The sequence below is a fragment of the Paenibacillus sp. FSL H7-0323 genome (assembly GCF_038002725.1).
In the GTDB taxonomy this organism is placed as follows: Bacteria; Bacillota; Bacilli; order Paenibacillales; family Paenibacillaceae; genus Paenibacillus_AQ; species Paenibacillus_AQ odorifer.
The window spans coordinates 2,381,432-2,406,330 of the sequence record NZ_JBBODB010000001.1 but is presented as its reverse complement, the minus strand read 5'-3'; the positions used below and the strand labels follow the sequence as shown (position 1 = coordinate 2,406,330).

At 42.4% G+C, this 24,899-nt stretch carries 23 protein-coding genes; 16 read left to right on the top strand and 7 right to left on the bottom strand.

Annotation, left to right across the window (positions count from 1 at the left end):
* The 10 genes from MHH89_RS10965 (at position 1) to MHH89_RS10920 (ending at position 12,823) form a co-directional block, all read left to right on the top strand.
* The gene (locus MHH89_RS10965; protein WP_248548564.1) at positions 1-918 is read left to right on the top strand and encodes an AraC family transcriptional regulator; all 918 of its coding nucleotides are present in this window, start codon (positions 1-3) and stop codon (positions 916-918) included.
* 17 nt (positions 919-935) lie between these two features.
* Positions 936-2,018: a Gfo/Idh/MocA family protein gene (locus tag MHH89_RS10960; RefSeq protein WP_076190679.1), complete on the top strand. Its 1,083-nt coding sequence runs from the start codon at positions 936-938 to the stop codon at positions 2,016-2,018.
* Positions 2,019-2,155: 137 nt separating this feature from the next.
* On the top strand, positions 2,156-2,860 hold the full coding sequence (locus MHH89_RS10955) for a response regulator transcription factor (RefSeq protein WP_076278708.1): 705 nt from the start codon (positions 2,156-2,158) through the stop codon (positions 2,858-2,860).
* 3 nt (positions 2,861-2,863) lie between these two features.
* The gene (locus MHH89_RS10950) at positions 2,864-4,249 is read left to right on the top strand and encodes a sensor histidine kinase (protein WP_076301712.1); all 1,386 of its coding nucleotides are present in this window, start codon (positions 2,864-2,866) and stop codon (positions 4,247-4,249) included.
* A 90-nt stretch (positions 4,250-4,339) separates the two neighbouring features.
* Positions 4,340-4,873, top strand: a complete 534-nt coding sequence (locus MHH89_RS10945) for a hypothetical protein (protein ID WP_340010596.1) — start codon at positions 4,340-4,342, stop codon at positions 4,871-4,873.
* 138 nt (positions 4,874-5,011) lie between these two features.
* Positions 5,012-6,133: an FtsW/RodA/SpoVE family cell cycle protein gene (locus tag MHH89_RS10940; RefSeq protein ID WP_076127270.1), complete on the top strand. Its 1,122-nt coding sequence runs from the start codon at positions 5,012-5,014 to the stop codon at positions 6,131-6,133.
* 30 nt (positions 6,134-6,163) lie between these two features.
* The gene (locus MHH89_RS10935) at positions 6,164-7,183 is read left to right on the top strand and encodes an LCP family protein (RefSeq protein WP_076127268.1); all 1,020 of its coding nucleotides are present in this window, start codon (positions 6,164-6,166) and stop codon (positions 7,181-7,183) included.
* 179 nt (positions 7,184-7,362) lie between these two features.
* Entirely contained in the window at positions 7,363-8,538 is a 1,176-nt protein-coding gene (locus MHH89_RS10930) for an MFS transporter (protein ID WP_076201547.1), read from the top strand.
* Between the two features lie 252 nt (positions 8,539-8,790).
* The gene (locus MHH89_RS10925; protein ID WP_341087123.1) at positions 8,791-11,961 is read left to right on the top strand and encodes a GNAT family N-acetyltransferase; all 3,171 of its coding nucleotides are present in this window, start codon (positions 8,791-8,793) and stop codon (positions 11,959-11,961) included.
* A complete protein-coding gene (locus MHH89_RS10920; RefSeq protein WP_076104960.1) occupies positions 11,948-12,823 on the top strand; it encodes an amidohydrolase family protein in 876 nt (291 codons plus the stop codon). The genes MHH89_RS10925 and MHH89_RS10920 overlap by 14 nt, the downstream gene beginning before the upstream one ends.
* Positions 12,824-12,960: 137 nt before the next feature.
* Here the strand turns inward: MHH89_RS10920 and MHH89_RS10915 are convergent, their stop codons facing one another.
* Positions 12,961-13,350 (bottom strand): hypothetical protein, encoded by a 390-nt coding sequence (locus tag MHH89_RS10915; protein ID WP_076278702.1) that lies wholly within the window; start codon positions 13,348-13,350, stop codon positions 12,961-12,963.
* Positions 13,351-13,625: 275 nt separating this feature from the next.
* Between MHH89_RS10915 and MHH89_RS10910 the strand changes: the two genes are divergently transcribed.
* Together MHH89_RS10910 and MHH89_RS10905 are read left to right on the top strand one after the other, a co-directional pair.
* Positions 13,626-14,015: a BlaI/MecI/CopY family transcriptional regulator gene (locus tag MHH89_RS10910; protein WP_076143756.1), complete on the top strand. Its 390-nt coding sequence runs from the start codon at positions 13,626-13,628 to the stop codon at positions 14,013-14,015.
* Entirely contained in the window at positions 14,015-15,841 is a 1,827-nt protein-coding gene (locus MHH89_RS10905; protein ID WP_341087122.1) for a M56 family metallopeptidase, read from the top strand. The genes MHH89_RS10910 and MHH89_RS10905 overlap by 1 nt, the downstream gene beginning before the upstream one ends.
* A 645-nt stretch (positions 15,842-16,486) precedes the next feature.
* Here the strand turns inward: MHH89_RS10905 and MHH89_RS10900 are convergent.
* Positions 16,487-17,113, bottom strand: a complete 627-nt coding sequence (locus MHH89_RS10900; RefSeq protein ID WP_076190697.1) for a glycoside hydrolase domain-containing protein — start codon at positions 17,111-17,113, stop codon at positions 16,487-16,489.
* Between the two features lie 255 nt (positions 17,114-17,368).
* On the opposite strand from MHH89_RS10900, the gene MHH89_RS10895 reads away from it, so the two are divergent.
* Positions 17,369-17,635 (top strand): hypothetical protein, encoded by a 267-nt coding sequence (locus MHH89_RS10895; RefSeq protein ID WP_341087120.1) that lies wholly within the window; start codon positions 17,369-17,371, stop codon positions 17,633-17,635.
* 22 nt (positions 17,636-17,657) lie between these two features.
* Entirely contained in the window at positions 17,658-18,488 is an 831-nt protein-coding gene (locus MHH89_RS10890; protein WP_341087119.1) for a stalk domain-containing protein, read from the top strand.
* A 77-nt stretch (positions 18,489-18,565) separates the two neighbouring features.
* Here MHH89_RS10890 and MHH89_RS10885 read toward each other — a convergent pair whose 3' ends face one another.
* Positions 18,566-19,120 carry a helix-turn-helix domain-containing protein gene (locus tag MHH89_RS10885; RefSeq protein WP_341087118.1) on the bottom strand — a complete coding sequence of 185 codons (555 nt, stop codon included), beginning with the start codon at positions 19,118-19,120 and terminating at the stop codon, positions 18,566-18,568.
* 114 nt (positions 19,121-19,234) lie between these two features.
* On the opposite strand from MHH89_RS10885, the gene MHH89_RS10880 reads away from it, so the two are divergent.
* Positions 19,235-19,816 carry a LysE family transporter gene (locus MHH89_RS10880; RefSeq protein ID WP_341087117.1) on the top strand — a complete coding sequence of 194 codons (582 nt, stop codon included), beginning with the start codon at positions 19,235-19,237 and terminating at the stop codon, positions 19,814-19,816.
* A 17-nt stretch (positions 19,817-19,833) separates the two neighbouring features.
* Here the strand turns inward: MHH89_RS10880 and MHH89_RS10875 are convergent, their stop codons facing one another.
* Positions 19,834-20,823: a ketoacyl-ACP synthase III gene (locus MHH89_RS10875; RefSeq protein ID WP_076127253.1), complete on the bottom strand. Its 990-nt coding sequence runs from the start codon at positions 20,821-20,823 to the stop codon at positions 19,834-19,836.
* 435 nt (positions 20,824-21,258) lie between these two features.
* On the opposite strand from MHH89_RS10875, the gene MHH89_RS10870 reads away from it, so the two are divergent.
* On the top strand, positions 21,259-21,924 hold the full coding sequence (locus tag MHH89_RS10870; protein WP_081387123.1) for a CAP domain-containing protein: 666 nt from the start codon (positions 21,259-21,261) through the stop codon (positions 21,922-21,924).
* A gap of 425 nt (positions 21,925-22,349) precedes the next feature.
* Here MHH89_RS10870 and MHH89_RS10865 read toward each other — a convergent pair whose 3' ends face one another.
* The 3 genes from MHH89_RS10865 to MHH89_RS10855 are packed head-to-tail and all read right to left on the bottom strand — an operon-like array spanning position 22,350 to position 24,894.
* Positions 22,350-23,456, bottom strand: coding sequence for a GerAB/ArcD/ProY family transporter (locus MHH89_RS10865; protein ID WP_341087115.1), 1,107 nt, complete (start codon positions 23,454-23,456; stop codon positions 22,350-22,352).
* Positions 23,457-23,479: 23 nt separating this feature from the next.
* Entirely contained in the window at positions 23,480-23,722 is a 243-nt protein-coding gene (locus tag MHH89_RS10860; RefSeq protein WP_076217873.1) for a hypothetical protein, read from the bottom strand.
* A gap of 2 nt (positions 23,723-23,724) precedes the next feature.
* Complete coding sequence (locus MHH89_RS10855; protein WP_175623572.1) at positions 23,725-24,894, bottom strand: Ger(x)C family spore germination protein; 1,170 nt, start codon at positions 24,892-24,894, stop codon at positions 23,725-23,727.
* Between the last annotated feature and the right edge of the window lie 5 nt (positions 24,895-24,899).

Here is a 24,899-nt window from a genome sequence, read left to right as displayed (position 1 = left end):
TTGAGCAGCTTTCCCTATGAGATGATGTTTGAGAAGCAGGACATGCTTGAAAGATTGGATATCACGATTCTATGGGGACATTACGAGATTACAGTGTTTAGATTTCATTTGACATCTTTTCCACCGGGCAGAGTAGTCGAGTTCCATAATCATTCTGAATTTGAGTTTCATTTCATTCCGCGCGGGAAGGGAGAAGTCATTCTTGGGGATCAAAAGTATCCTCTGTCAGAGGGAATGTTCTATCTAACCGGACCAGGTGTCATGCATCGTCAAGAGGCAGCCGCAGATGAATCCATGGAAGAGCTATGCCTGCATGTTGACATCAAGAAGAGGATCCGGGATGATGCTGATCTTTGGGAGGTTGCGGAAGCTGAGACCTGTGTGGAGAAGCTGAAGTGTTTACCCTTAGTCCCAGCACAAGATTATCACGGGGCTATGAAGTGTTTTCGAGAAGCGTACGAAGCATGCGATGGGAAGTTGACCGGATATTATACTTCAATTAAGCATCTCGTGATTAGTATTTTATTAAAGGCCGTTAGAGCGTATGATTCAGGCGGGATCCGCACGGAGGCGCCGGTTAGAGATATGCTGACTTACCGGTATCAATACGCAATGCAATATATGGAAGCGAATTATTCAGGAACGGTTACCTTAGAAAATGTTGCGGAAAAGCTGAATATTAGTTCAAGGCAGCTGCAGCGGGTGTTTAAGCAAGTAAATGCAGAACAATCATTCAGTAGGGCGCTTGAGGACATCCGATTGCAAGCGGTCTGCCGCAAGCTTGAAGAAAGCAATTATCCGATAGAACAAATCGCACAGTCGGAAGGGTTTACCAATGCTACCTATTTGCATATTGTCTTCCGCAAGCGGTTAGGCATGACACCGGCAACTTATCGAAACAGCAAACAAATCCATTAGAGGTGAGGGTGAAGGATATGAGTAAGGTTTTTCGTGTAGGGATTATTGGATGTGGTGGTATTGCGAATGGCAAACATCTTCCAAGCTTGAGCAGACAAAGTAAGGTTGAGATCGTGGCTTTTTGTGACATTATTAAAGAACGTGCTGAAGAAGCAGCGGAGAAATACGGAAATAACAAAGCTACTGTCTATACGGATTACACTGAACTATTAAAAGATCAATCCATTGATATTATTCATGTGCTTACGCCTAATGATGTTCATGCGGAAATATCAATCGCTGCACTAGAAGCCGGAAAACATGTGATGTGCGAAAAACCAATGGCTAAGACAGCGGCAGATGCCAAACGAATGGTTGAAGCAGCGAAACGTACAGGCAAGAAGCTGACCATTGGATATGACAACCGATATAGAGAAGACAGCTTATATTTGAAAAAAGCCTGTGAGTCCGGAGAGCTTGGTCATATCTATTTTGCAAAAGCACATGCCATCAGACGGAGAGCCGTACCGACCTGGGGAGTATTTCTTGATGAAGAGAAACAAGGCGGCGGTCCGCTTATCGATATCGGAACTCATGCGCTGGACCTAACCCTTTGGATGATGGATAACTATAAACCTAAAGTCGTGCTTGGCACTAAATATCATGAACTTTCACAAAAAGAAGAAGCCGCCAACGCATGGGGACCGTGGGACCCTAAAAAGTTCACCGTGGAGGACTCAGCCTTTGGAATGGTCGTAATGGAGAATGGCGCAACAATCATGCTGGAAGCGAGCTGGGCTCTGAATTCACTAGACGTACATGAAGCGAAATGCAGCTTAAGTGGGACGGAAGCAGGCGCAGATATGAAGGACGGACTTAGAATTAACGGTGAGAAATTCAGCAAGCTGTACACTAATAAAATTGAGCTTGGGGCAGGCGGCGTTGCCTATTATGAAGGAAAAGCTGAAAGTGCTCCGGATATAGAATTAAGAAAGTGGATTGAAGCGATTGAACAGGATAAGGACCCGGTTGTAACTCCTGAACAGGCTTTTGTTGTTTCGCAAATATTGGAAGCTATTTATGAATCGGCGCAGACCGGCAAGGCTGTGTATCTGGATTAGATTTTGACAACTATAGCGATTTAGAGTAATATCCACTTGTGATTTAATTATAGGGATCTGAGACAAGACTCTCTCTTTACCGGGAGAGTTTTTTTGTTTTTTACTTGTTTAGACTCTGGGTAATAGGGGTGGAAATCGTGGATACTATTGATCGCAATCATGTGCTTATTGTGGAAGATGACGATAATATTAGACGTTTTATATCTATAAATTTAACGAATAACGGGTTTGTGGTTAGTGAAGCTGCTTGTGGAGAAGAAGCCTTGCAGAGCTTTGAGGTGAGCCGTCCAGATGTTCTGGTTCTGGATATCATGTTGCCTGATTCTAATGGGTTCGAAATATGCCGAAAGCTAAGAGAGAAAGACGCTGGGGTCATCATCATTTTCTTAACCGCTCGTGGACAGGATATGGACAAAATCAATGGCCTTGAAATGGGTGCTGACGATTACATTGTTAAACCTTTTAATCCATTAGAATTGGTAGCACGTATTAAAGCGATTTTGCGCCGTACAGAATCAGCTCTCAAGCCGCAAAAAACGATACTTCAAGCTGGACCGATTCGGCTGGATCTGAATGCAAACAAGATGTTTAAGCAGGATGACAGCATTGAATTAACTCCGAAGGAATTTCAGATGATGAAGACCTTTCTGGAGCATCCGGATACAGCACTCTCTAGGAATGAATTAATGAATCTTGTCTGGGGAGAAGATTATATTGGAGATCCTAAGACGGTAGATGTTCATGTGCGTAAGTTAAGAGAGAAAATTGAGGTTGATCCTTCTAGTCCGCTTTGGATTGAGACGGTATGGGGGCTCGGATACCGCTTTAGAAAGGATGGTTGAAGAATGGGGATTCAGAAAAGATTAGTAGGAAGCTATTTTGTAGTCATCTGTCTTACTGTGCTCATTCTTGAAATCATTCTTAATGTATCTGTGCGATATTATTATTTTCATAACATAGAGGAAACCCTGATGAATCAAGCAGAGCTATCGGCTTCTTTTTTTCAGCAATACTTTGGGGACCAGGATCTGGAGGAACAATCGGATAGGTTACTGAAGGGTTTTGCGAGTCATTCCGATGCACAGGTACAGATTATTAATGTTGAAGGCCGGCTGTTGCAGGATTCAAATGGACTTCAAGGCGATCTTACTATGACTGAGTACATAGATGTGCAAGCAGCAATAAAAGGGCAGCCCGGCAGTTGGAAAGGTGCGGACCCTAACACAGAGGAAGCGATTTACGCGGTATCCTATCCTTTACAAGCGAATGGAAACATCGTGGGGGGAGTCAGATTTATCACGTCCTTAACGGAAACTATACATACAGTTAAACAGATTACGGTTTTACTGATCGGGGTGGGGATCATCGTCATTGGCATTGTCACCTTACTTGGATTATTACTGTCTTGGACCATAACCAGATCCATTAAAGATTTGAAGCAGGCAGCAGACCAGATGACCGAAGGTGATTTTAGCATCAGAGTGCATAAGCGCTATCAAGATGAGCTGGGTTCATTGGCGGATACGTTAAATATGATGGCAAGCCGAATCTCCAAGAGTGAACAGCTTAAGAATGATTTTATCGCTTCCGTATCCCATGAACTGCGAACACCCTTGACCTCGATCAAAGGTTGGGCAATTACCTTAAAGGCGAGTGAGGTGAGTAATCAACCTCTGTTTTATGATGGGCTTGATATTATTGAATCCGAAAGTGACAGGTTAACTCATATGGTGGATGAATTGTTGGATTTCTCCAAGTTGGATAACGGAAGAATCGCCGTTCACTTCACATCTGTGGATCTAACAGAACTACTGCAGCATATCGGCAGACAACTTACCCCTAGAGCGACCCGACAAGGCATCTCACTAGATGTAAAAATAGAAGAACATCTGCCAGTGATTCAAGCTGACGAGAATCGTGTGAAGCAAGTCATGATTAATCTCATTGATAATTCACTCAAATTTACTGGTTCATCAGGTCGAATCTTTATCACCGCTCATACGGTTCCAGGGAAAGTCGTGATTTCTGTAGAGGATACAGGCTCAGGCATCGCTGAGACGGATTTAGAGAATGTGCGGCAAAAATTCTACAAAGGGGATCAACAGGCTTCGGGCAGCGGCTTGGGATTATCCATCTCGGAACAGATCATTAAATTGCATCATGGAGAGCTGCGAATAAGCAGCACTTTAGGCAAAGGAACGATTGTCCAATTTGACTTACCGATAGAATAAGAATTCAAATTTAACTATTTCATAACCACTTTCATCTCTTTCACAGATAAAATACTATATATGCGGACAAGCGAGGAGTCGATGATCCAAATGCCGAGCAAATTCATAAAAATAGGTACCCTGTTGACAACTTTATTTTTGCTCGGAGGATGCGGAGTCCCGGCGACACCCGGAGAGCTGATTAAACCTCCATCATCAGAAGCAAATCTGCAGCGAGACAAAACGAGCCAGGAATTTATTAAGTGGCTTCCAGACAAAGCTCAATTGATAACTCCGATGAAGGGACAAGAAGATAATGCCATCTCCTTTGGCGATATGGATGGAGACGGAATCGACGAAGCTGTAGTTGTGTATGAGTACAGTAAAAACAAAGGATACACTATAAAAGCAATGTTGTTGAGGCAGGAAAATGAAGCTTGGCAGAAGATTTCCGAGGTTGAGGGGTTTGGGTATGGTCTAGATTATGCCGGATTCTTTGATGTTGATGAAGATGGCCATAACGAGCTTGCACTGGGCTGGTCATTGGGTGAGGCAGGTAATGGTATGGATATTTATACGCTAAGTGAAGATAAACTTAAGCTGTTATCGAAGAAGGCGTATCAGGGCAAATTTGATTTGAGGTAATCATTTAACCTAATCATCCGCAGCGCTTCATTGAGAAAAAAGAAGTAAAAGTGCTCAGCGGATTATTTATAATGCCCATTTTCATGTATATATCCCCTACACAACAAGAAAACTACAGAAATTAAATAGAGGTTGTAAATGCTTATCTCTACCAAAATTGCAAAGCTGGACAGATCCGTACTTTTTCTCACCACCTGCTTAGTTGGCATGGGTACTGTTGCTATTTATGAAGCGACTACGGATACGCGGTTAGACGGTCTTTACATAAGTTATTTGTATTTATTTGCTTTATTTTGCCTACCCATGTTATTCATTGCTTTGGTAGATTATAAGATTCTATTAGGCAGGTTAGCCTATCTCTTTTATGGCGTGGGCATAGGTTTGCTAGTACTAGTCAAGCTGGTTGGAGAAAACCTCAATGGTGCCGTGCGTTGGTTAAGTATTGGGAGCTTTCAGCTTCAGCCCTCCGAGCTGGCTAAAATATGTACGGTGCTGCTCATTGCTCATCTATTAGGTACACGAGAGGGCCAGCGGCTGCGGTTTTTTCAAGATTTAGTGCCGGTCGGTTTTGTTTTTTTAATTCCTTTCATTTTAATAATGGATCAGCCCGATTTGGGTACAGCACTCGTATTTGCTGGCATATTACTTAGTATGCTGTGGATTGGTAACATCCGTGCTCTATATATGATTCTGATCCTTGGTGTTGTGATTATTTCGATCGGCACGATACTATGGCTGTATTATGCTAACTTCGACCTGTTATCCAAGATTGTCGAGCCCCATCAACTGTCACGAATCCAAGCTTTTTTGGACCCGCAGAGCGATCCGGATAAGTCTTGGCATGTGAAAAACGCAATGATAGCCATTGGCTCCGGAGGATTATCGGGCAGTGAAGGTATTTTTTTGCGAAAAGGATATATTCCATATGCGTATTCCGATTCGATCTATGTAGTCATCGGGGGAAAATACGGTTTTATAGGTTCATCCGTGCTGCTGATGCTTTATTTGCTGCTCGTGTACCGAATGATCTTTATTGCGCTGGATAGTAGGGACCGTGCGGGTACCTATATTGTCACCGGGTTTATCGCTATGTTCATCTTTCAAGTTTCCGTTAATCTTGGGATGCATATTGGGTTACTGCCCTTAACGGGGATTTCATTGCCTTTTATTAGTTATGGAGGCAGCTCGTTGCTAACTAATATGATAGCGATTGGCATAGTGCTAAGTGTTAAAGTTCATAAGGATGAAAGCGCTGATTGAATAAGCTATTGGAACTGAGTGGAGGAAATTATGTCTAACAAACGCAAGTGGACAACAACCCGTAAAATTCTGACGAGCATTGGTCTTGTCTTAGGCGCAACTATTATAGGGATTGGAGTATATGCAGGGTATTTATACAAAAAGACGGATGATGCGATACAGCGTATGGCAGCTCCAGTCACCGTACAACCCACTGCTGCTCCAGAGGAAAAAAAGGAGGCGGTATCGGTTGAACCTATGATTTTTCTGCTTGCCGGGGTAGATAGCCGGGACGGTGGCGGTGGGGTAATGAATACTGATGTTCTGATGCTTGTCAGCTTCAATCCGGACACGAAATCGACGAGTTTCTTATCTTTACCCAGGGATTTGTTGCTAAAACCTAAATCGTTACCTTCCCGTAAAGCCAATTATTATTATGCTTATCATTACATAAAAGACAAAACAGAGGCTATTCCGAATACAAAAGAGTTTTTCAGCAATTTGCTTGGTCTGCCGATTGATCACATGGTTGTGGTGAATTTTGATGTGTTGCAGGAGACCGTGGATTTGCTTGGCGGACTGACTATAGATGTCGATATGGATATGAAATATACCGATACGGCAGATGGTACACACATCGATTTAAAGAAAGGCTTGCAGAAGCTGGATGGCCAACAAGTTCTTGATTTTGTGCGGTACCGTAAATCGAATCAAGGAACGGCTGAATCCTCCGATTTCCAGCGTAATGATCGACAGCAGCAAGTAATCAAGCAGATCCTGGATAAGCTAGGGAATTTCCAAGGCGTGTCCCAATGGGGAAATGTATTGGATATCATTGGTGAAAATGTGAAGACGGATATTCCTCAAGCAGATCTGCAGCAGTGGTTATTCAACTTCCCTAAACTTAAACCAGAGCATATTAATTCCTTACATGTGGAATCTCTTTGGAAGAGTCCGTATGTCTATGTGAATAAAGAGGATCTAAAACAAGCACTTACTACTCTGAGTACGGAAGCAGGCGTCAGCTCCGAAAGCTCATTACACTTGGAGAATGTTGGAACGGTGGATTAACATCTATAACCCTGCTCTTAAGAGCAGGTTTTTTTGTTTGTTCTACTATAAATCCCGCTAACCAGTAAAGTAATCCGCCAAGAGGTAGAGGCCTGACTTCCATGCATAGTACCATAAACACAGCGATTATAACGAATCGTATATTGTTTCTGGTTTACTTGAGAGGAGAAGGGAATTTTATGAAATACAGACGGGGTATTATGTTTCTAATCGTACTTACAGGAATGATCTCAATAGCTGCTTTTAATCCGATTATTGGTCCGCTTGCGCGAAATTTGGGGCTGAGTGATTTTCAATCAGGATGTTTAGTATCGGTGGCGGGGTTATGTTGGCTGCTCGGAGGATATTTCTGGGAAAAACAAACGTTTATGAGCCGAAAGTGGCTGCTTGCTTCGATTATGTTCGTCTATATGGCCACACTCATCATTTTTGCACTATTGGCTGATTATGCAGTAAATGCACAGAGTAAAGAGAGTCTGTTTTGGAGTTTCTTTTTACTTCGCGCAATCGCTGGCTTTTTCTTTGGAGGAATTCCGGCATTAGCACAAGCTTATGTTATGGGCTGGAGTACAAAAGAAACCCGTACACAAGGAATGGCATTATTTGGTGCGGCCAACGGTCTTGGTTTCGTAGTAGGACCCGCAATGAGTGGAGGAATGGCTTCACTGGGCCTGACCTCACCAATGTACGCGGCCGCTATTTTATTGTTCACCTTGGCTATATTGTTTCTGGTGTTTATTCCTAAAGAAAAGAATATTGAGATTGAGCGGCAGGCGATTTCACTTTCCCCCAATGATCGACGGATACGCCTCTATTTATGGATTGGACTTTTGCTTTCGTTTGCTCTGAATATCGTGCAGGTTACTATCGGATTTTTTGTGCAGGATAGCTTGGGTTACAGTACTCAGCAAGCCACACAGTTAATTGGAATGGGGCTGGCGATCTCGGGAATAATGGTAGTGCTCTCGCAAATTGTAATCAGTAAGTATCTCAAATGGCATCCTAAAAAAGTGCTGCTCGTGGGACTCTTATTTGTTGCCTTAGGCTTGCTGGGATTGTTATTGTTCATCAGATTTGCGTATGTAGACTTTACATTTTTGGGTATTGGCATCGGCTTTACACTGCTCGGCTACAGTGCGGGTGCTTCAATGGCGGTTCAAGACCATGAGCAAAGAAGCGTTGCTTCCTTTATTGCGGCCCTGCAAGGTGGCGGGTCATTCATAGGGCCAGTTATAGGAACGGCCTTATACACCGTTAATATGGCGCTTCCTTATTCTATCTGCGTACTGCTGATATGTATTGTAGGTCTCGCTAATATGAAGAAAAGAGCGGCGGATCGTGTGGAGAGTTGTTAAAGAAGAAAGGCTGCTCCTAATAGCAGCTTCAGGCTGTCGAGGGTGACTCGACAGCTTTTTTTGTAGCTTTCTGCTGGCAGTGAGTTTATGTAGAAAATAAGGAGAAAGAGTTTTTTACCTCGTATTGAGCTTCCAGTTAATAGTATAATAAGAACTCGTAGGAGTTATTTCAATATGTTGTAGAGAGGTTATCCAGAATAACTGTATACGAATACATACTCATATTTTTTTGAGGAATAAGGAGATGAAGACATGACTGTAAAAACTACAGCGGAACAAATCCGCATTATCGAATACGATTCTTCTTATGCTGGGGCGGTCGCAGAAATGTGGAACCGCAGCAACGAAAGCTGGGGCGGAGGCACCAATCAAAGAACTGAGGACAGTGTGCGCCGTGAGATGGAGATCTCGTCCAATCTTAATGCCTTTCTTGCCGTTGATGGCAAAGAGGTAGTCGGCTTCTGCAGCTTCGCCCACTACCGTCAAGATGAAGGGGCTTTGTATGTCCCGCTATTGAATGTCAGCCCCGATTATCACGGATACAAGGTTGGCCGCAATCTGATTCTGAACGCTGTTCGCCAAACAATAGAAGCGGGCTGGCCACGTCTTGATCTGTTCACTTGGGCAGGTAATACGAAAGCCGTACCGATGTATAAGAAATGCGGATTTTTTTGGGAGAAAAATGAAGATTACGTCCATCTGATGAACTTCATTCCAACAGTACTGCAAACGGAAGCACTTGCTCCTTATTTTGAAGAACTGGATTGGTATGCAGACAGTACCCGTGAACTTCCCATCCAGCCAGATGGCCGCCAGGAACGTGGCTTTGATTTCTTTGATTACACTTGGCAAAAGGGAAAACTCTCCTTGCGGGCGGAATTCGAGAAGACTGGCCGCGGTCTGACCGCTCTTGATACACCAGACTATCAAATCTCTACGGAAATTGATGATCATGATCTTGTGTTTGGTTCGACCTACAAGATTCGCTATCGCATCAAGAATCGTTCGACGTCTGAGCTGGCCATTGAGATCGAAGGCCAGAACGATAAAAATATCCGTTTTGCTCTATCTGCTGCGCGAATACTCGCTCCAGGTGAAACGGTTATCGTGGAAGGTGATTTTGAGCTTGATTCAGTTCGGGAAGAGCAGAACGATAAGAAGACACACCCCGTTGTTATGAGCAAGTGGATCATCGGTGGCAAGCGTGCGGAATTCCGCATTGGCGTTGCTCCTAAATTTCCACTCAAAATGAAGATAGCGCTGCCACACCGGGAACTGTATCTGGGTCTTCCTTCGGAACTGTACCTTAATGTGGAGAATAATTTTGCTGCAGAAGCAGAATTTTCTTTTGATTTGCCCGAAGACGAATTCCTCGTATGGGCGGACCGTACAGTAAGCTTTACTGTTCCAGCTAAGAGTAAGGCTTCTATTCAAGTACCCTATACCCTAAATTCATACGGTCTTTATTCACAGGCTATTGAGGTAACGGCCGTTCCGGTTGGAGAGAAGGCAGTCACCTTCATAAGCAAACTATCCGTTCTAATGAAGGGAACGCATGGCCGCTTTGGCGGGGAAAACGGGGATCAGTGGGTGGCTGTGAATGGCGCTTACTCTATTCATCTTAATAATACCGATAATGGAATGTGGATTGAATATCCCGGCTCGAGCCATAATTTCTGGTTGACCCATCCGAAGTTAGGCAAGCCATTCGCAGAAGAATTCTCTAAGAAACAGGTCAAAGAAGTAAAGATCTATTCTGAAGGGGAGAGCCAAGTTCTCGAATCTCTTTACGAGTCGGAAGAATTCCCGGGTCTTGAGATAAAAAGAGTGGCTAAGCTATTTGCCAACGGAATCGCTGAGTTTTATAGTGAGGTCTGCAATACCAATAGTGATATCCTGGAAGAAGACATGTATCTGTTGACGAATTTCGGCTTTTTCGGTAAACAGCTCATCTTGCCATATCAGGGCCAATACGTGGACATGGGCGATGCTTACTCAGGCGATCCAAGTCTTTGGGACAGTGCACAAATTACGGAGAACTGGTTGTTCTGCAAGGAAGAGAACGTCACATGCGGAATCTGCTGGGATCCTTCGCTAAAATTGCTTCGTCCGGAATACCCGCTTGGGCTGGAGCATAATCTTGGCCGAATCTCCGCTGGAGATGTCGTACGGACAAAAACTATGGTGTTTGCTCTTAACACCTTCCTTAAGTGGTCGGAATTCCGCGCCTTTGCCCTAAAACAGCAGAATTCGGTCATACCGGTGTTGGATGACCATCTTGAGCTAACGCTCGGCGGTGGAAATCCTTTTGCGGCAGGGGCACTTCATGCCGAGCTAATCGAACGAAAGATGACACCGCTTGATGGAAGCCTTGAATTGTATGTACAGGCTGATGGAGAAGAGGAGCGAAGTGTCGCTGAGATGGAGTTGCAAAGAGGACAAAATTTGCACTCCGCTGGTTTTGAACTCTCTACTGAGGATACAGAATCACCAGAACACAACGAATCTGGCCGTAAGGTCCGGGTCGTCTATCGTGGTGAGGATCGCATTCAAGAGCGAACAGGCCTCTGGTTTCCACAAACGGAAACAAGCGTTGTTTGTGGGATAGAAGAAGGAGCTGCGGGTCCCATTTACACAGTGAGCAACGGAGTTCTATCTATTGCAGCTGCTCCTGATTTCGGCAGCGTTGTGCATTCCTTGAAGCACCAAGGAGAAGAGTGGCTGGACAGCACCTTTCCGAAAGCTGAACCACGTTCCTGGTGGAATCCTTGGCATGGTGGACTCGGTGTGGGTATTTCTGGCATAGGCGGATTTAGCCGGTTGCAGGAGCCAAGAAGTGCAGCTTGGACGGAGCAGATGGATGATCACGGCAACGTCTGGAAGGGATTGAGACTGACCACTTCGATGGAGAAGCAGGAAGCAAACCGGGGGATCACGATCAATCAGCATTACCTTATGCTGCCCGGAGTTCCTGTGCTCTGTGTGTTGATTTCAGTAACCAATGAAAGTGGAATGACGCTACCGCATTATTCGCTATCCGAGGATAGTTACTTTAAGCCTTCACCAATCTATTCGGAAGGCTGGATGGAGCTCCCAGAGGAAGGCAACTTCCCTATAGGGAAGGTCGAAGCCCATCTGGAATCCAAGGGGCTTATCCGAATCGGTGCAAGTTCACGTAAAGACATGCTGCATGTGGTGCATAGTTATCCTAATCAGAGAGCTATGTCTTACGTGAACAATAAGGTATTCACATATGGTGTGAATCACCATCTACTACTACTGAACGGAGAAACCGCTTGGACACAGCCGACCTTCATGATCATGGGAGAGCTCATTCTGGATCCAGAGGCAGTTCGTAATCTTATGAAGGTGACCTTTGCTAGTGCTTCTGACAAAAAGGAGACTATAAATGCCAATCATTGATATTCACATTCATCTGTCGGACATCGATAGCTTTCATCAGACAGCACTGGACCTCTCCAAAGTTGATTACACAGCTGCTGGGCTCAAAGCGGAGTTTGACAAGAACGACGTTGTTCTCGGCATTGGAATGGGGGTCACGGAGCAGACGAAGGGAGCCTTTCCTGACTCTGCCTCTCCCAATCCGATGGGTCTCGACTTGGAAGCCAGTGTACCGCCGTTCTTAATGGAATGCGTGGGCATTAATCCGAATATGCTCGGAGGAAAGGATGCTTTGGATGAGCTGGACCGAATTGAGGCACGGCTGCAAGCTCCTGAGGTAGCTGGTATTAAGCTCTATGCCGGATACTATCATCATTACGTTTATGACAAAATCTACTCGCCGATCTATGAGCTGGCAGCCAAGTACGGCACGCCTGTGGTTATTCATACCGGTGATACGTATTCGATGAATGGATTGCTTAAGTATGCGCATCCGCTTACCGTGGACGAACTGGCGTTCCAACGGCGCGACGTGAACTTTATGATCTGCCATCTAGGCGATCCCTGGGTGATGGATGCTGCCGAAGTGGTCGCCAAGAATCCAAACGTCTATGCCGATTTGTCCGGTCTCGTTGTTGGTGACCGGCCTCATTTTGAGCGGTTCATGAATGAACCCCTGTTTATGGATCATTTTCGCCGGGCGTTGGTGTACTCTGATCACTATGAAAAAATGTTGTTCGGTACCGATTGGCCACTCGCGCCTATTGACCTGTATGCGGAGTTCGTCCGCCGGCTTGTGCCTGAGCAGCACCACGAGAAAGTATTTTATGAGAATGCCTTTGCATTATTCCCACGCATCCAGCAGAGAATTGCAGCGCTCTGAGCGGAGCGGGACAGTATATCTGAAACGCAGGAAAATAATATAATTACGAACAAGCCATCCTTAGTTAGTACTAAAGGATGGCTTGTTTTTACATTTGTATGATGACCATGCCTATTTTTAGATTGAGTTTCCAAATTTTAATCTTCCTTTTCTTTACTTAACAGATCAGCTAGCTCAATCGAATTCTTATTTCTTAAATCCAGCATCTTTTCGCTATTGCTAGCTTTAATCAGGAAACCATCTTTCGTTTTAAAATCCATATAAAGGCTGAATCCGGCCACCTTTGAATTAGCGTAAGTAACAGTCATTCGATAAGTCGGTTCACCCACATCAACAGAACCGCGTACTTTTTTTACAGTTCTTATAGCATCTTCGAAGATTTGAAGGCTTTCACGGTCAGTATAAGTAATTTTTGTTGTTTCGGATGCAAGATTGACACTTACGATCTTTTGCGTGGGTCTGACTAATACAAATAATAAAATTAGTAAAATTATCAGTGAAAATGATAGAATACTAAATTTTTTCATAACCTACCTCCTTACTTAAGAATAATGCAGACCAATCACTTAGTTTCCAAAATAGTTATAAATTTCAGCTGAGTGTGCGTTGGTTATCTCATTGTTGGAATCTTATAAAAATTCCTAGGGTTCTATTTATTATTTGCTACTGGACTTGTGAAACCTTTATTAAAATAATAAACGTCTAAGAATGTATACATATTTTAGAAATAATGTGCTTGCTTTTTAATTACACGTTTGTATAATGAATGTATTACACAAATGTATAACAAGGAGAAATATGGATGAATAACAAAATCAAACGCTTGCCAGATGCTGAACTGGAAATTATGCTGGTGATTTGGAGAGCCGAGAGTTGGGTTAGCTCCTCTTATATTTTGAATCAACTGGGGGATAAACGTAAGTGGGCGCTTGCTACTTTGATGACAGTGCTGTCACGGCTGGTTGAAAAGGGCTTTCTATCTTGCGAAAAAGAAGGGCGGAGCAACCGTTATCTCGCTGCAATTTCTGAGACAGATTATAAAGAGAGCGAAGGGAAGTCTACGCTTGAAAAGCTGTTTGGCAACTCTGTGCAGGATATGGTGATGTCCTTATACAACGGGAAGGCGATTGATAAAAGCGATCTTGCTGAGTTGCGGGAACTGCTCGATAGAGTAGATAAGGAGGAATCCTGATGATAACAGGTCTTTTTACAGATTTTCTGGTTATTTCTGTGACCCTTAGTTTAGTTATTATCGGCTTAATCACATTAACTCCCTTGTTAAGAAAACATTATTCGGCTAAGTTGAGCTATTGGATATGGTTGATCCTAACCTTGCGATTATTGTTGCCGTTCAACTTTTCCTTTACCAATCCTCCTGTGGCGATTCAGCTACCCGAAGGTCAGGCCATAGCAACTGTCTTTCAAAGCTCAGTGTCCCAGAATTTGCAGGCGGATACGCCAGTAATCTCTCAGCCGGTCCAGACAGGGGATGTAAGCCATATCCCTTCTATAATTAATATTTTAGCTTACATCTGGGTTACTGGCGCTGTGCTTTTTATAGGGTATCATTTGCTGAGTTATTTCTTTTTCAGGAAACAGGTGTTACGTTGGAGCAGCCCTCTTCAGAGAGAGGATATGTTCGCCAAGCTCAAACAAGTAGCTAAAGAAATGCATGTAACAACCACCATTGCGGTTCTGATAAGCAGTAAAGTTCCGAATCCGATGCTAATGGGTTTTTACAAGCCAACACTATTCTTGCCGCATGATCAATATAGTGACGAAGAGCTGGAGTTTATCTTAAAACATGAGCTGGTCCATTACAAAAGGCATGACATCATATATAAGCTACTGCTACTGATTGTGCAGGCACTACATTGGTTTAATCCATTGGTCTGGTTCATGGCACGCGAAGCTGTCCGCGAAATTGAAATTTATTGTGATGACACCGTTGTACGTAAGCAAAATGCGGCATATCGAAAGAAATACTGCGAAGCCATTTTATCGGTTATGCAAAGTAATGCTACACGGCATGTAGCTTTATCAACGAATTTTGCAGGAGGAAAACACTCGATGAAGCAGCGATTTGGCAGTATTTTAAATATGAAAGAAAAACGAAATGGAGTAGGCGCATTTCTTGCGGTCTTAATGGTGGTTGGTGTAACAGCAGTGCTAGCAGCCTGTACGAACCTAAACGGCCAATCTTCAGATACCGAGCTCAAACCAGGTACTATTTATTCCTACAGCTCTAGTGGAGAACAAGTGGTTGTGCATGACGCTGGGAATGCGTATTCCATGGACGAGGATGGTAAGGTCTCTGTCTCCTATCGGAAAGGGGAGATCCAAGCGCCAACGCCTTTAAAACTTGATACGACTGGAACAGAAATGGGGATGGGGAGAGCGGATACCGGATTTTATATCTCCGAGGACAAAACTGCAATTGTATATGGATTTGCGGATGGTAAAGAATCCCCTCTACATGTATTAATCAGTGATGACATGGGGAAATCGTGGAATAACTACAACATTGCAGGTGCCAAGGGTTATGACGCCAAGTTCATCGGGTTTACTGACAAACAAAATGGATGGATCGTCTCCGGAGGTTCTGCAGGTGTGGGACGCTCATTAAATTATGTATACCAGACCTCTGACGGCGGGAAGACATGGACGGAGCTTGGAAATCCTAACGATTTATACGCGGAAAGTTTAGCCGGGGCAGGGTTTTCTAACAAGGATATCGGATTCTTAGGGTTCAGATATTATGAAGATAATGGGCCTGTTATTTATTGGACCAAAGATAAGGGACAGTCATGGGAAAAGCTCGTGATATCCCTTCCGGAAACCTTTAATGAATATCAAAAAACGCCGCTTTCACCTATTTTTAATGGAAAAGAAGGATTGTATCCTATTCTGCTCAGCAAAGAGGGCAACACTGTAGGTACCATCTATCTGTCGAGTATGGACAACGGCCTGAAGTGGACGTATGATCCAGCATATGATCAAATGAGCGATTCTAAATAGGAGCAAGTGGAGCAGGGGGGGATCTACAAAGATCTCGCCTCTTTTTTATATGGAGAGCGGACGAATTTAATATGTAGCGGCTTTTAATTGTATTTTGTACAGCTATTTTCGCTCGAAAAACTCGCTCATGAAGATAGTTGTATTTTGTACAGCTATTTTTTAGTTTTTTGCCGCTAAAGCTGATAACTGTGATTTTTAATTGTATAGAATACAGTTAAAGTGAGAAGTTAGCCTTTTACAGACGAAATAAGTGTATAAAGTGCAGTTATCTCATAGGTTGCATAAAGTTACAGCGATAAAATATACGGGGAGAGGATAGCGGAAGCAAGCTGCTGTCAGTGAGGAAAGCAAGCTGCTATCAGTGCGAAATGGATGCTCGATCGTAATTCGGCTGGGAATTGGAAAATTCTGCGTATTTTTCTCCGAGGGTTGCCCAAAGAAGACATTAAAATCGGATAGCTACGATTTATGATTATCTGCTTAAACAAACCGCTACAAACCAAAAACACCAGGCAGAGCTTCTCCATTAATCGGATAATCCATGCCTGGTTGTCTTTTTACTATTTTTATAATAACGAGACTTTATTTGAATCTATCATAATCTGCTTTCGTACGACGCCTCGTCACCGATAAAAGAGGAATAAATTACTTTTTCCAGCCTCCACCGCTATGTGAGGAGGACTCTACATAGTCTACGTTGATTTTGCCAGTGCTTGTTCCTACCTCAGTGTTGAAATTATATTGTCGCAGGTTCCAATCCTCGAAGGTTCCCTGCCAGTCATTATCTACGATGAAGGTGTAACGTGTTGTGGCGGAATTAGTGCCTCGAATATGAGAGCAGACTGCTCGTGATCCGTAGATACCCATTTTATAGCCTTTGGAATTTTTAGTACTGCTGTCTAGCACTGATTTTATGCCTTGAAAATAAGGTACTATATTGTTTGTGATTTCGGTAGAGGTCATATCGCGGTCTATCGCAAAATAAATCGGAGTGCTGCTGGTTTGTCCCAAATCACTTGCTAATCCTACAGCCGTTTCAGCATCTTTAACCCCATTGGCTTTCGTAAAATGATCGAGCGATTTGCTGATTTGATAAAGGGATATGATATATAATCCCCCATCTGAAATCCGTGTAATCTCAGCTGAGGTGAGACCATCCTGGTATCCTTCGACGCGATTCAAATATCGGCAAACGAATGTGAATTTATTATTTTTAAGTGTAGTTAATCTTGCTGCTGTTACATTTGTAGCTGTATCACAACCTAAAGCCATTGTAATTGCCTTCTTTCAATTATTTTGTTTAAGGATTGGCGCCAACCTCCCTATCAATATATGAGAAAATTTTCACAGATTCTTGGGAGAACAACGAAATGAGAGAAAAAGAGGCAGATTGAGAGGAATAATAGAAGGAGAGACTTTGAACTTAGAATTTACTATTATTGTTAACTTATAGGAACCTTTGGAATTAAACTGCGTCTATACCCTATGAAGAATTTATGATTTTCTAACATGGAGGTTGATCAAGATATGGATAAAAGATGGTTGCTAGCGCCAATACTTGTTGCATCATTGCTTGCTGCTCCAGTTGCGAATGCGGCATTGCCCGCTTACTTCACTTTCATTATGGATGGAGGCGGGAAAGGTACGAGCGCTGCACTAGTAAAGGATGGGATTACTTATGTTTCAGCCAGTCACTGGGAAGCGGCAGGACTTAAGGTTGTATGGGATAAATCGCATCAAAGAGCGGAGTTTACTGGATGGGGAAAAAAAGATAGCCGTTCGTATTGGAAGTAAACAGGGGGTCCTTGATGGTAAATTGGTAAGTGTAGAAGGTGTTCCTTTTGAAATTAATGGTCAACTCTATGTACCTGCCCGTTTTCTTGTAAATTCATTAGGAGGAACAACGGTCAGCTGGGATGCGACGAAGAGGATATATACAGCAACTGGGCTATTGAACTATGCTAGTGCCAGCGCACAATTTGCTGGATCTACTTATACAGTGGATAAAAAAACAGGGGGTTTATATCTAACAGATTCCGCAGGACAAACTCGCTTGCTAACGAACCTTGGTTCGCAGTTATTCGATGCTGTTCAATTCGATTTTCAGAAGACGCCGAAAGGTCTAATCTATCTAACCGTAACAGATGTTTACGGAGAACCACATATCAATAATAAATGGTATACGATGATTATTAAGGATGGAATGGTCATTCGCCACGCAAGTGTAGGATACCATCTTCGTTATGGTGACAATGTGAAAATAGCTGGCGATCAGCTCCTGCTTACCGATGGGAAAATATTACGATTAATTGAAGATGGAACAGGGAACGTAACGGAGACGATTAATCTGAACACCCTAGGTGGTAATTCGGATAATTATTTAGTGGAGGGAATGGACGAGGATTTTCTGCTGATTCGGTCCAATCAGCAAGGTTTCCTCATGATGATAGATCGTAAAACAGGTGCCAAAACATTGTTGTACAAGGCACTTCTTGACGTAGAGCAGCAAAAATATGCCGAAACAAACGACCTTCCTTTTTTTGGAGACAATCTGAAATTCCTGAAAAGAGAAGGGGATGCCCTGCTTTTTAATAATGAATATGCAAAAGACGGTAAGGTTTATAAGTTAATGCTGGACGGTTCATAATGGGGAGGCTAAGCGTTATCTCCGCAGGTTATCATAGTAAGATTTGATCCCAAGGTTTAAGAACCTTCCTTTTTTTGCTAACTAGAATAATATAAGATCATGCTTAAACGGGTCAATGATTGTCCTGGATTATAATATACATGGGGTTTGTCTGCGTTAAACGTGATAGAATCACCAGATTTTAATAGATATTCATTATCATTGACACGCAAAGACAATTCACCATCAAATACAGTGATTAATTCTTCAGTTCCTTCCATATGTGGATTGGCATCAAGGTATCCACCTTCGTCTAACTCCACTGTATAACCCTCAAATCGTTTGCTTTCATCAAATGGGAAAGAGGGATATACCCGATATTTTCCGTTGTCTTCAAGCAGTGGTTGAATTTCATTTCTTAATACGACTCTTGTGTCAGGCTTTGGATAATCTATCAGCGCAGAAAATGAAGTTTTTAATCCATTGGCGATCTTCCAAATGGTTGTAATGGTAGGTGCCGATTCGCCTCTTTCGATTTGACCAATCATTGTTTTGCTTACTCCTGTTAATTCAGCCACCTTTTCCAGGCTTAAATCTTTACTTCTTCTAATCTTTTTTATATTCTCCGCAATGATTTGATTTATCTCTTCCACGGTAATTCTCCTATCCCTATTTACTTTATAACGACCAGGATATACAATAAAACGCACATAAGGACGTTATAGCGTCTGATAAATACATTATAACATACAACGAGGTGTAATTCAGTGATTGTTTCTTTGTTTTTATATGCATTTGTGGCTAGCTTTACTCCGGGACCTAATAACATTATGGCAATGACTTTTGCAAACCAGTTTGGTTTACCAAAAACAATGAGATTTTGTTTAGGAGTGGGCACAGGTTTTTTCGTGATCATATTGTTATGTTGCTATTTTAATATACTTCTGATCAATTTTATCCCTAAGATTGAATCTAGTATGGCTGTGATAGGCGGAGTCTACATGTTTTATTTAGCATTTAAAATTATTACAAGTAAACATCAAGAAAGTGATGGAAGTGGCGATAAACACAACAGTTTTATTGCGGGTATGCTTTTACAATTTATTAATCCTAAAGGGATATTATATGGAATCACAGTTACATCTACATTTATTCTTACCTCTCATTCTTCCTATTTTAGCTTATTGAGTTACTCTATAGTCTTAGCATTCATCGGGTTTATGGGCACTTTTAGTTGGTGTTTATGTGGTTCTCTTTTCAAAAAAATGATATCTAAATATAGAAGTCAATTTAATATACTGATGGGATTGTTGTTAGTGTATTGTGGAGTTTCGATAGTGATAGGATGAATGAATGGAGCCCCATGTCAATAACGCCATAACATTGAACCGGCTTGATAACCTGACCCCAATGTCCAAAATAATAAGTTGTCGCCACGTTTGATCAAACCATGTTCAATAGCACAATATAAGGCCAGAAAGGGACTGCTTGTGCCTGTATAGCCATATTCGTCGGCTACATAAATAATTTTATGTTGATCCAGGTTCAGCTTAGCTTGAAGTAATTTAATATTAGCCAATGTAAATTGTGAAAAACAAAAAACTTGTATATCCTCGAATGTTAGGTGATGTTTGTTCAATAATTCAACAATAGATGCTTCTGCAAATCGTACACTGTCTATTCCGCTGAATCTCCCCCAGTGTAAGTAGCGGTGTTCAGCCCCATCACGCAAAGACTTAGCCAATCCTTGAGCGGGGTACACAATTTCTTCTGTAAAACGGCTGTCCGAAAGATACCTTACGTCAATTAATCCACTCTCTGAATGATCTTTTTCTAAAATGAGGGCTACGGCGGCATCGCCAAAAATTGAATATGTTATTGGATGTGAAGGATCAGCCCATAAATTTAAAAAATCCGAACCGATAACCAACGCTCTATCTCTATCAGGATCATCGTATAAAGTACGAGCAGCCTGTTCAACCGCAATAAACATTCCTATACAATTACCATTCAAGTCATAGCAAAGCGTATCATCTTTACCTTTGATAGCTTTGTGAATAAGCAATGAATTCGTAGGTGATAAATATTCCGGAGTTGAGCTGGAAAAAAGAATCAGGTCTATATCTGCAGATTTCAATGATGCAGCATCAATTGCCTGTTGAGCGGCATTAATCGCCATCGTCAACGAGTTCTCCTTCGTTCCTTCAATAACATGGCGGTTTTTTCTGCCTGTCTTTTTAAGAATCCGCTTAATATCTATACCTTGCTTTTGAAAATGGTCAATAAAATATTGGTTGTTAATCACTCTTTCAGGACAATAAATGGAGACTTGTTTTATCGAGATACCTTCTAACATAGCATGATCACTCCTTGTAATAATTTTGCAATCACATTACATTAAGTAATCTAAAAGTATCTATTTACCTAACAACGCCTGCTTATTTCTATAAGCTTGTTTGTCCAAATCTTATTTGATGTTATACTTTATGATCTTAACAAAGCATAACATTAATTAGTAAAAAATTCTATAAATTACTATAAATGTAACTATATCGACGCATCTAAAATATCCACTAAGATTAAGTCCACAGCAACCATGTTGCGAGTGGACTTTTTTGCTTTTTATATTTTTGAATTAGGGATGAATAAATCAGGGGTACTTTACAAAAACTTTATTCGATTAAGTCACTACTTTGCCAAATCAGGAGGGGTTCTTATTAAACCATTTATCGTAATAGTAGCGCTATTACTCGTTACTGCTTGTTCGGGTAATAACTCGGCCAACAACCAAATGACAACTCAACAAACGAAGGTTGACAATCATGCTCGTAAAACTGCCTCAAGTTCAACTTTAACGCAAGCATCTTCCATTTCCACGGAGAATGCAGGGAATTCAACAATTAAGACTAAACAAGTTCCTGGCGATGTAACGAAATGGCTGGATGGGTTCATCCGTACCAATCCACCTACAGGAAGCACAACAGATCAAACAACGTATCCGCAGCAGTCGGCGAAACCACAATATTCTGCAAATCCGCAACATTCTGCTGTCCCACAGAAGTCTGCAAATCCACAACCATCCACCAATACATCCCAATCGGTACAGCAAGTATTGGATCTGGTGAATAAAGAAAGAACGAATGCAGGCTTGAAGCCTCTTAGCTTAAATAGCGAACTTTCGAAAATGGCTTTGGCTAAAGCGCAGGATATGTATGACAATAACTATTTTGACCATCAGTCTCCTACGTATGGATCTCCGTTTGATATGATGAAAGCATTCGGGATCTCATACAATTCAGCAGGGGAAAATATCGCCAAAGGTCAGTCGAGCGCAGAAGAAGTAATGAACCAATGGATGAACAGTCCTGGTCATCGTGCCAACATCCTGAATAGCAGCTTCACAGAAATTGGAATAGGTTACTATAACAGCGAGTGGGTTCAAGAATTTATTGGTTAGAGCGAGTAACGTAATAAACTTAACAGGGGTGTCCTAATAAGCTAAAAGTGGCTGTTGGGCATCCCTACTTTGCTTCGTTTGATCCAATAACAATTGCACAGACCAAGCCCATCGGACACAGCTGACCTTAAACGCGTCGTTGGTCCATATTTTGCATCCTAGCGGACTGTATGGCAGCTATTCCCACAAAAAAACACTCAATATGAGTCTTTTTATATGAGATAGCGTCAGTGGAGACCGAAACTCTGCTCCACAGGCCAAAAAATTGCAAATAACGTCCTCTGGGTCCGGAAATCTCAGCATCTTCAATCGCGATGGCAAGCAATTATGTAGAGCAATACTTTTGCTGGCGGGCTGGATCCAAGAAAAGAAGAAGCTGAAGTCTGCGAAATGAGATAGGGAATATTGAATCCGTTTAGAACGGGTTATTTTTTGTGTTGATTTATATGATAACGAATAAAAGTGACCAATAGAATCAGAAGAAACGGCAGGATGTAAGCTAGGTTAGTGAGCAAGGGCCATGTAGTATTCACGATTTCCTCAAGCTCAGACTCCTGTGTGTAAGTCGTTACAGATAACAGCAGGCAGACAAAAGCAAGTGGGAAAACAATTAAACGTTCATCCTTCAATCTCAGAAGCTCCTTTAGTACTTTAATAAGAATAAGCAGCAGGATAGAAGCCTTGAAATAGAAGCCGATAATGAGTGAAAAACCAATCACGGATTCGATTCTTTCAATGGTTTCCTGAAAATAAATGAGTCTGGCCAACTGATATAATGAATATTTCAAGCTGCCGGACAGTGGTCCCAATACCATAATACTGCTAATGACAGAAGCAATTAACGTCAGGGCATTGATGATGAGTGCAAGATACATCTGTTTTCCCAGTTTAGAATTGTCTTCTTTACGCACGAACGGTAAAATCATCGAAAAAACGATAAGCTCGGAATAGGGGAAGCCATAGACTACATATGCAGCGCTTAGGATAGGCCTAAATCCATCAGGCATGATGGGCAGTAGGTACTCGGGATGATACAACCCTGCTACGAGTATCCAGACTAAGATGATAAATCCGAACATTAGTGACATTAGGACGGCTGCCATGCGGGCAATCACTTCAATTCCAGCTAGAGCTGTCATCGCAATCGTAATAAAAAACATGGTATTTACTGCGTAAGTGGGCGTTTCTTTTAACATCGTGCTTTTGAAAAAGGTTCCGATCTCAATTACAATTCCAGCGACATTCCAAAACAGTACACAAGTGAAAGGAATCAGGAGGACGAGGGTCAGTCCGTTTCCAAGTACGGAGCGGCTTTGTTCCACAAGCGAAAGATCTGGCGCTCGTCGGTTCAAATATAGAATACCGGAAAGCAGAGCCATTCCTATGGCCGAGGCGATTAAGAGGGATATCCAGGCTCCGTTGCCGGCAAAGTTAGTTAGTGACGCAGGGACGATAACGATTGAGGAACCGGTCATAAAGAAGAGAAACAGCATGGACATTTGGATCGAACTAACACGTTCTTGCTTATTCATACGTTCCTCCTCATTCTTTAAGCTTATGAAATGGCAGGGTTGATCCAATGGACGATGTGCTCAGCTGGAGCCGTGAATAAATTGAAGATGGAATCTAAATTGGGCCATGGCTTAGCTGCAATAAAGATAAATCCGAGATAAAGTACGGGTAGTAATAATACTCCATAAACTACTCGATCGCGGATGGAGGCTTGTCTAAACCTTGGGATGTCATGGGCTAGCATAGCGGAAGCTAATAAGAGAATGCAGATTATTTTTCCCACCATAGCTACTTCTCCTTTGTTCCAAATATTGTGCCTGAGTTCATTCCAGTGCTTAACACTTTGACATCAACGTTGATATCGAACTGAGTCTGGGCGAATGTATCCTTCCATTGAGGCTCTAGTTGTTTCCACAGCTGCGGATTTTTCCGGTAAATCTGATTGCCAATTCCGAGTGCGTCGATCTTTTTTGTTTTCAAAAACTTGGTTGCGTGCTCAACCTGTTGTTCAACCTGAGTTATGATACGCTGCTCAAAAAGCTTCATGTCCTTATTGTTTTTTAAATGTGAGCAACGTAATTCTCCGATCATCCCTTCAATAGCAATGTTTACACCGACGGACACAGAACCGTTTTTTACGATTGGAGTAAGCGTACTGTTGAAGGTAAGCACTTCAAGCGTTTCTTTTTTCCGCAGCGGTACTTCGGTCTCATCCGGGCAAGGAAATTCTAGTACTCCATAGATATATCTATCCGTCAGCATCATGAATGCTTCTGTATCCTTCTCCTTTAGAATGTCAATCATTTTACCGTCATGAATTACAGCCAGCCCAGATATCAAGGGTTTATGATCCAAACTGGTCTTATGCAGGTAAGGGATGATGGAAGTATTGGAGGGGCTACACATTTGTATAGCCAGCTCATAGAGAGGAATCTTGGAAGTTTTTGCGGCATATAGAGCACCGCTCGTCTCCATTCTCTTATACTGTTGACCAATGGTCTGCTCGATAAACGGGTTGATATCTAAAAATGGTGCCGCAGATTGCTCAGCGATGAGAGGAAGAACGGTACCACGCGGTTCTTGATCCCTGGAGAAAAAATCAAGTACCTCCCGGATGTTCGAGGTTCTGGCTAGTTGCTCCCCGATTAATATGACACGCATATGATCCCATTTGGCTTTTCGACCAAATTTTGCCGGGATCTCCCTTATTGCTTCAAAAAAGGTTTCTCCACTCGTAACAATATTAATTCCCTTGGACGCTGGATCCCCTGCTTGTCCCATTTCTATTTTGGTGGAAGGATTATAGAAATGTGTCGTAATCACAATCCGATTGTCTTCGCTTTGGTCAATGGCGACCGCCTGCACATACCCATACTCGTCCAATTCTTTATTATCCCAGCATCCGCTAGTTAGAGTGAGTACAAGAAGGGAAATTAGTATGGTAGTAAGCCGCTTCACTTTAT

Bases quoted from the DNA above. Each gene is read 5' to 3' on its own strand.
- MHH89_RS10960 (WP_076190679.1), top strand. From the start codon at position 936: ATGAGTAAGGTTTTTCGTGTAGGGATTATTGGATGTGGTGGTATTGCG.
- MHH89_RS10950 (WP_076301712.1), top strand. From the start codon at position 2,864: ATGGGGATTCAGAAAAGATTAGTAGGAAGCTATTTTGTAGTCATCTGT.
- MHH89_RS10945 (WP_340010596.1), top strand. From the start codon at position 4,340: ATGCCGAGCAAATTCATAAAAATAGGTACCCTGTTGACAACTTTATTT.
- MHH89_RS10940 (WP_076127270.1), top strand. From the start codon at position 5,012: ATGCTTATCTCTACCAAAATTGCAAAGCTGGACAGATCCGTACTTTTT.
- MHH89_RS10935 (WP_076127268.1), top strand. From the start codon at position 6,164: ATGTCTAACAAACGCAAGTGGACAACAACCCGTAAAATTCTGACGAGC.
- MHH89_RS10930 (WP_076201547.1), top strand. From the start codon at position 7,363: ATGAAATACAGACGGGGTATTATGTTTCTAATCGTACTTACAGGAATG.
- MHH89_RS10925 (WP_341087123.1), top strand. From the start codon at position 8,791: ATGACTGTAAAAACTACAGCGGAACAAATCCGCATTATCGAATACGAT.
- MHH89_RS10920 (WP_076104960.1), top strand. From the start codon at position 11,948: ATGCCAATCATTGATATTCACATTCATCTGTCGGACATCGATAGCTTT.
- MHH89_RS10915 (WP_076278702.1), bottom strand. From the start codon at position 13,350: ATGAAAAAATTTAGTATTCTATCATTTTCACTGATAATTTTACTAATT.
- MHH89_RS10910 (WP_076143756.1), top strand. From the start codon at position 13,626: ATGAATAACAAAATCAAACGCTTGCCAGATGCTGAACTGGAAATTATG.
- MHH89_RS10905 (WP_341087122.1), top strand. From the start codon at position 14,015: ATGATAACAGGTCTTTTTACAGATTTTCTGGTTATTTCTGTGACCCTT.
- MHH89_RS10900 (WP_076190697.1), bottom strand. From the start codon at position 17,113: ATGGCTTTAGGTTGTGATACAGCTACAAATGTAACAGCAGCAAGATTA.
- MHH89_RS10895 (WP_341087120.1), top strand. From the start codon at position 17,369: ATGGATAAAAGATGGTTGCTAGCGCCAATACTTGTTGCATCATTGCTT.
- MHH89_RS10875 (WP_076127253.1), bottom strand. From the start codon at position 20,823: ATGTTAGAAGGTATCTCGATAAAACAAGTCTCCATTTATTGTCCTGAA.
- MHH89_RS10870 (WP_081387123.1), top strand. From the start codon at position 21,259: ATGACAACTCAACAAACGAAGGTTGACAATCATGCTCGTAAAACTGCC.
- MHH89_RS10865 (WP_341087115.1), bottom strand. From the start codon at position 23,456: ATGAATAAGCAAGAACGTGTTAGTTCGATCCAAATGTCCATGCTGTTT.
- MHH89_RS10860 (WP_076217873.1), bottom strand. From the start codon at position 23,722: ATGGTGGGAAAAATAATCTGCATTCTCTTATTAGCTTCCGCTATGCTA.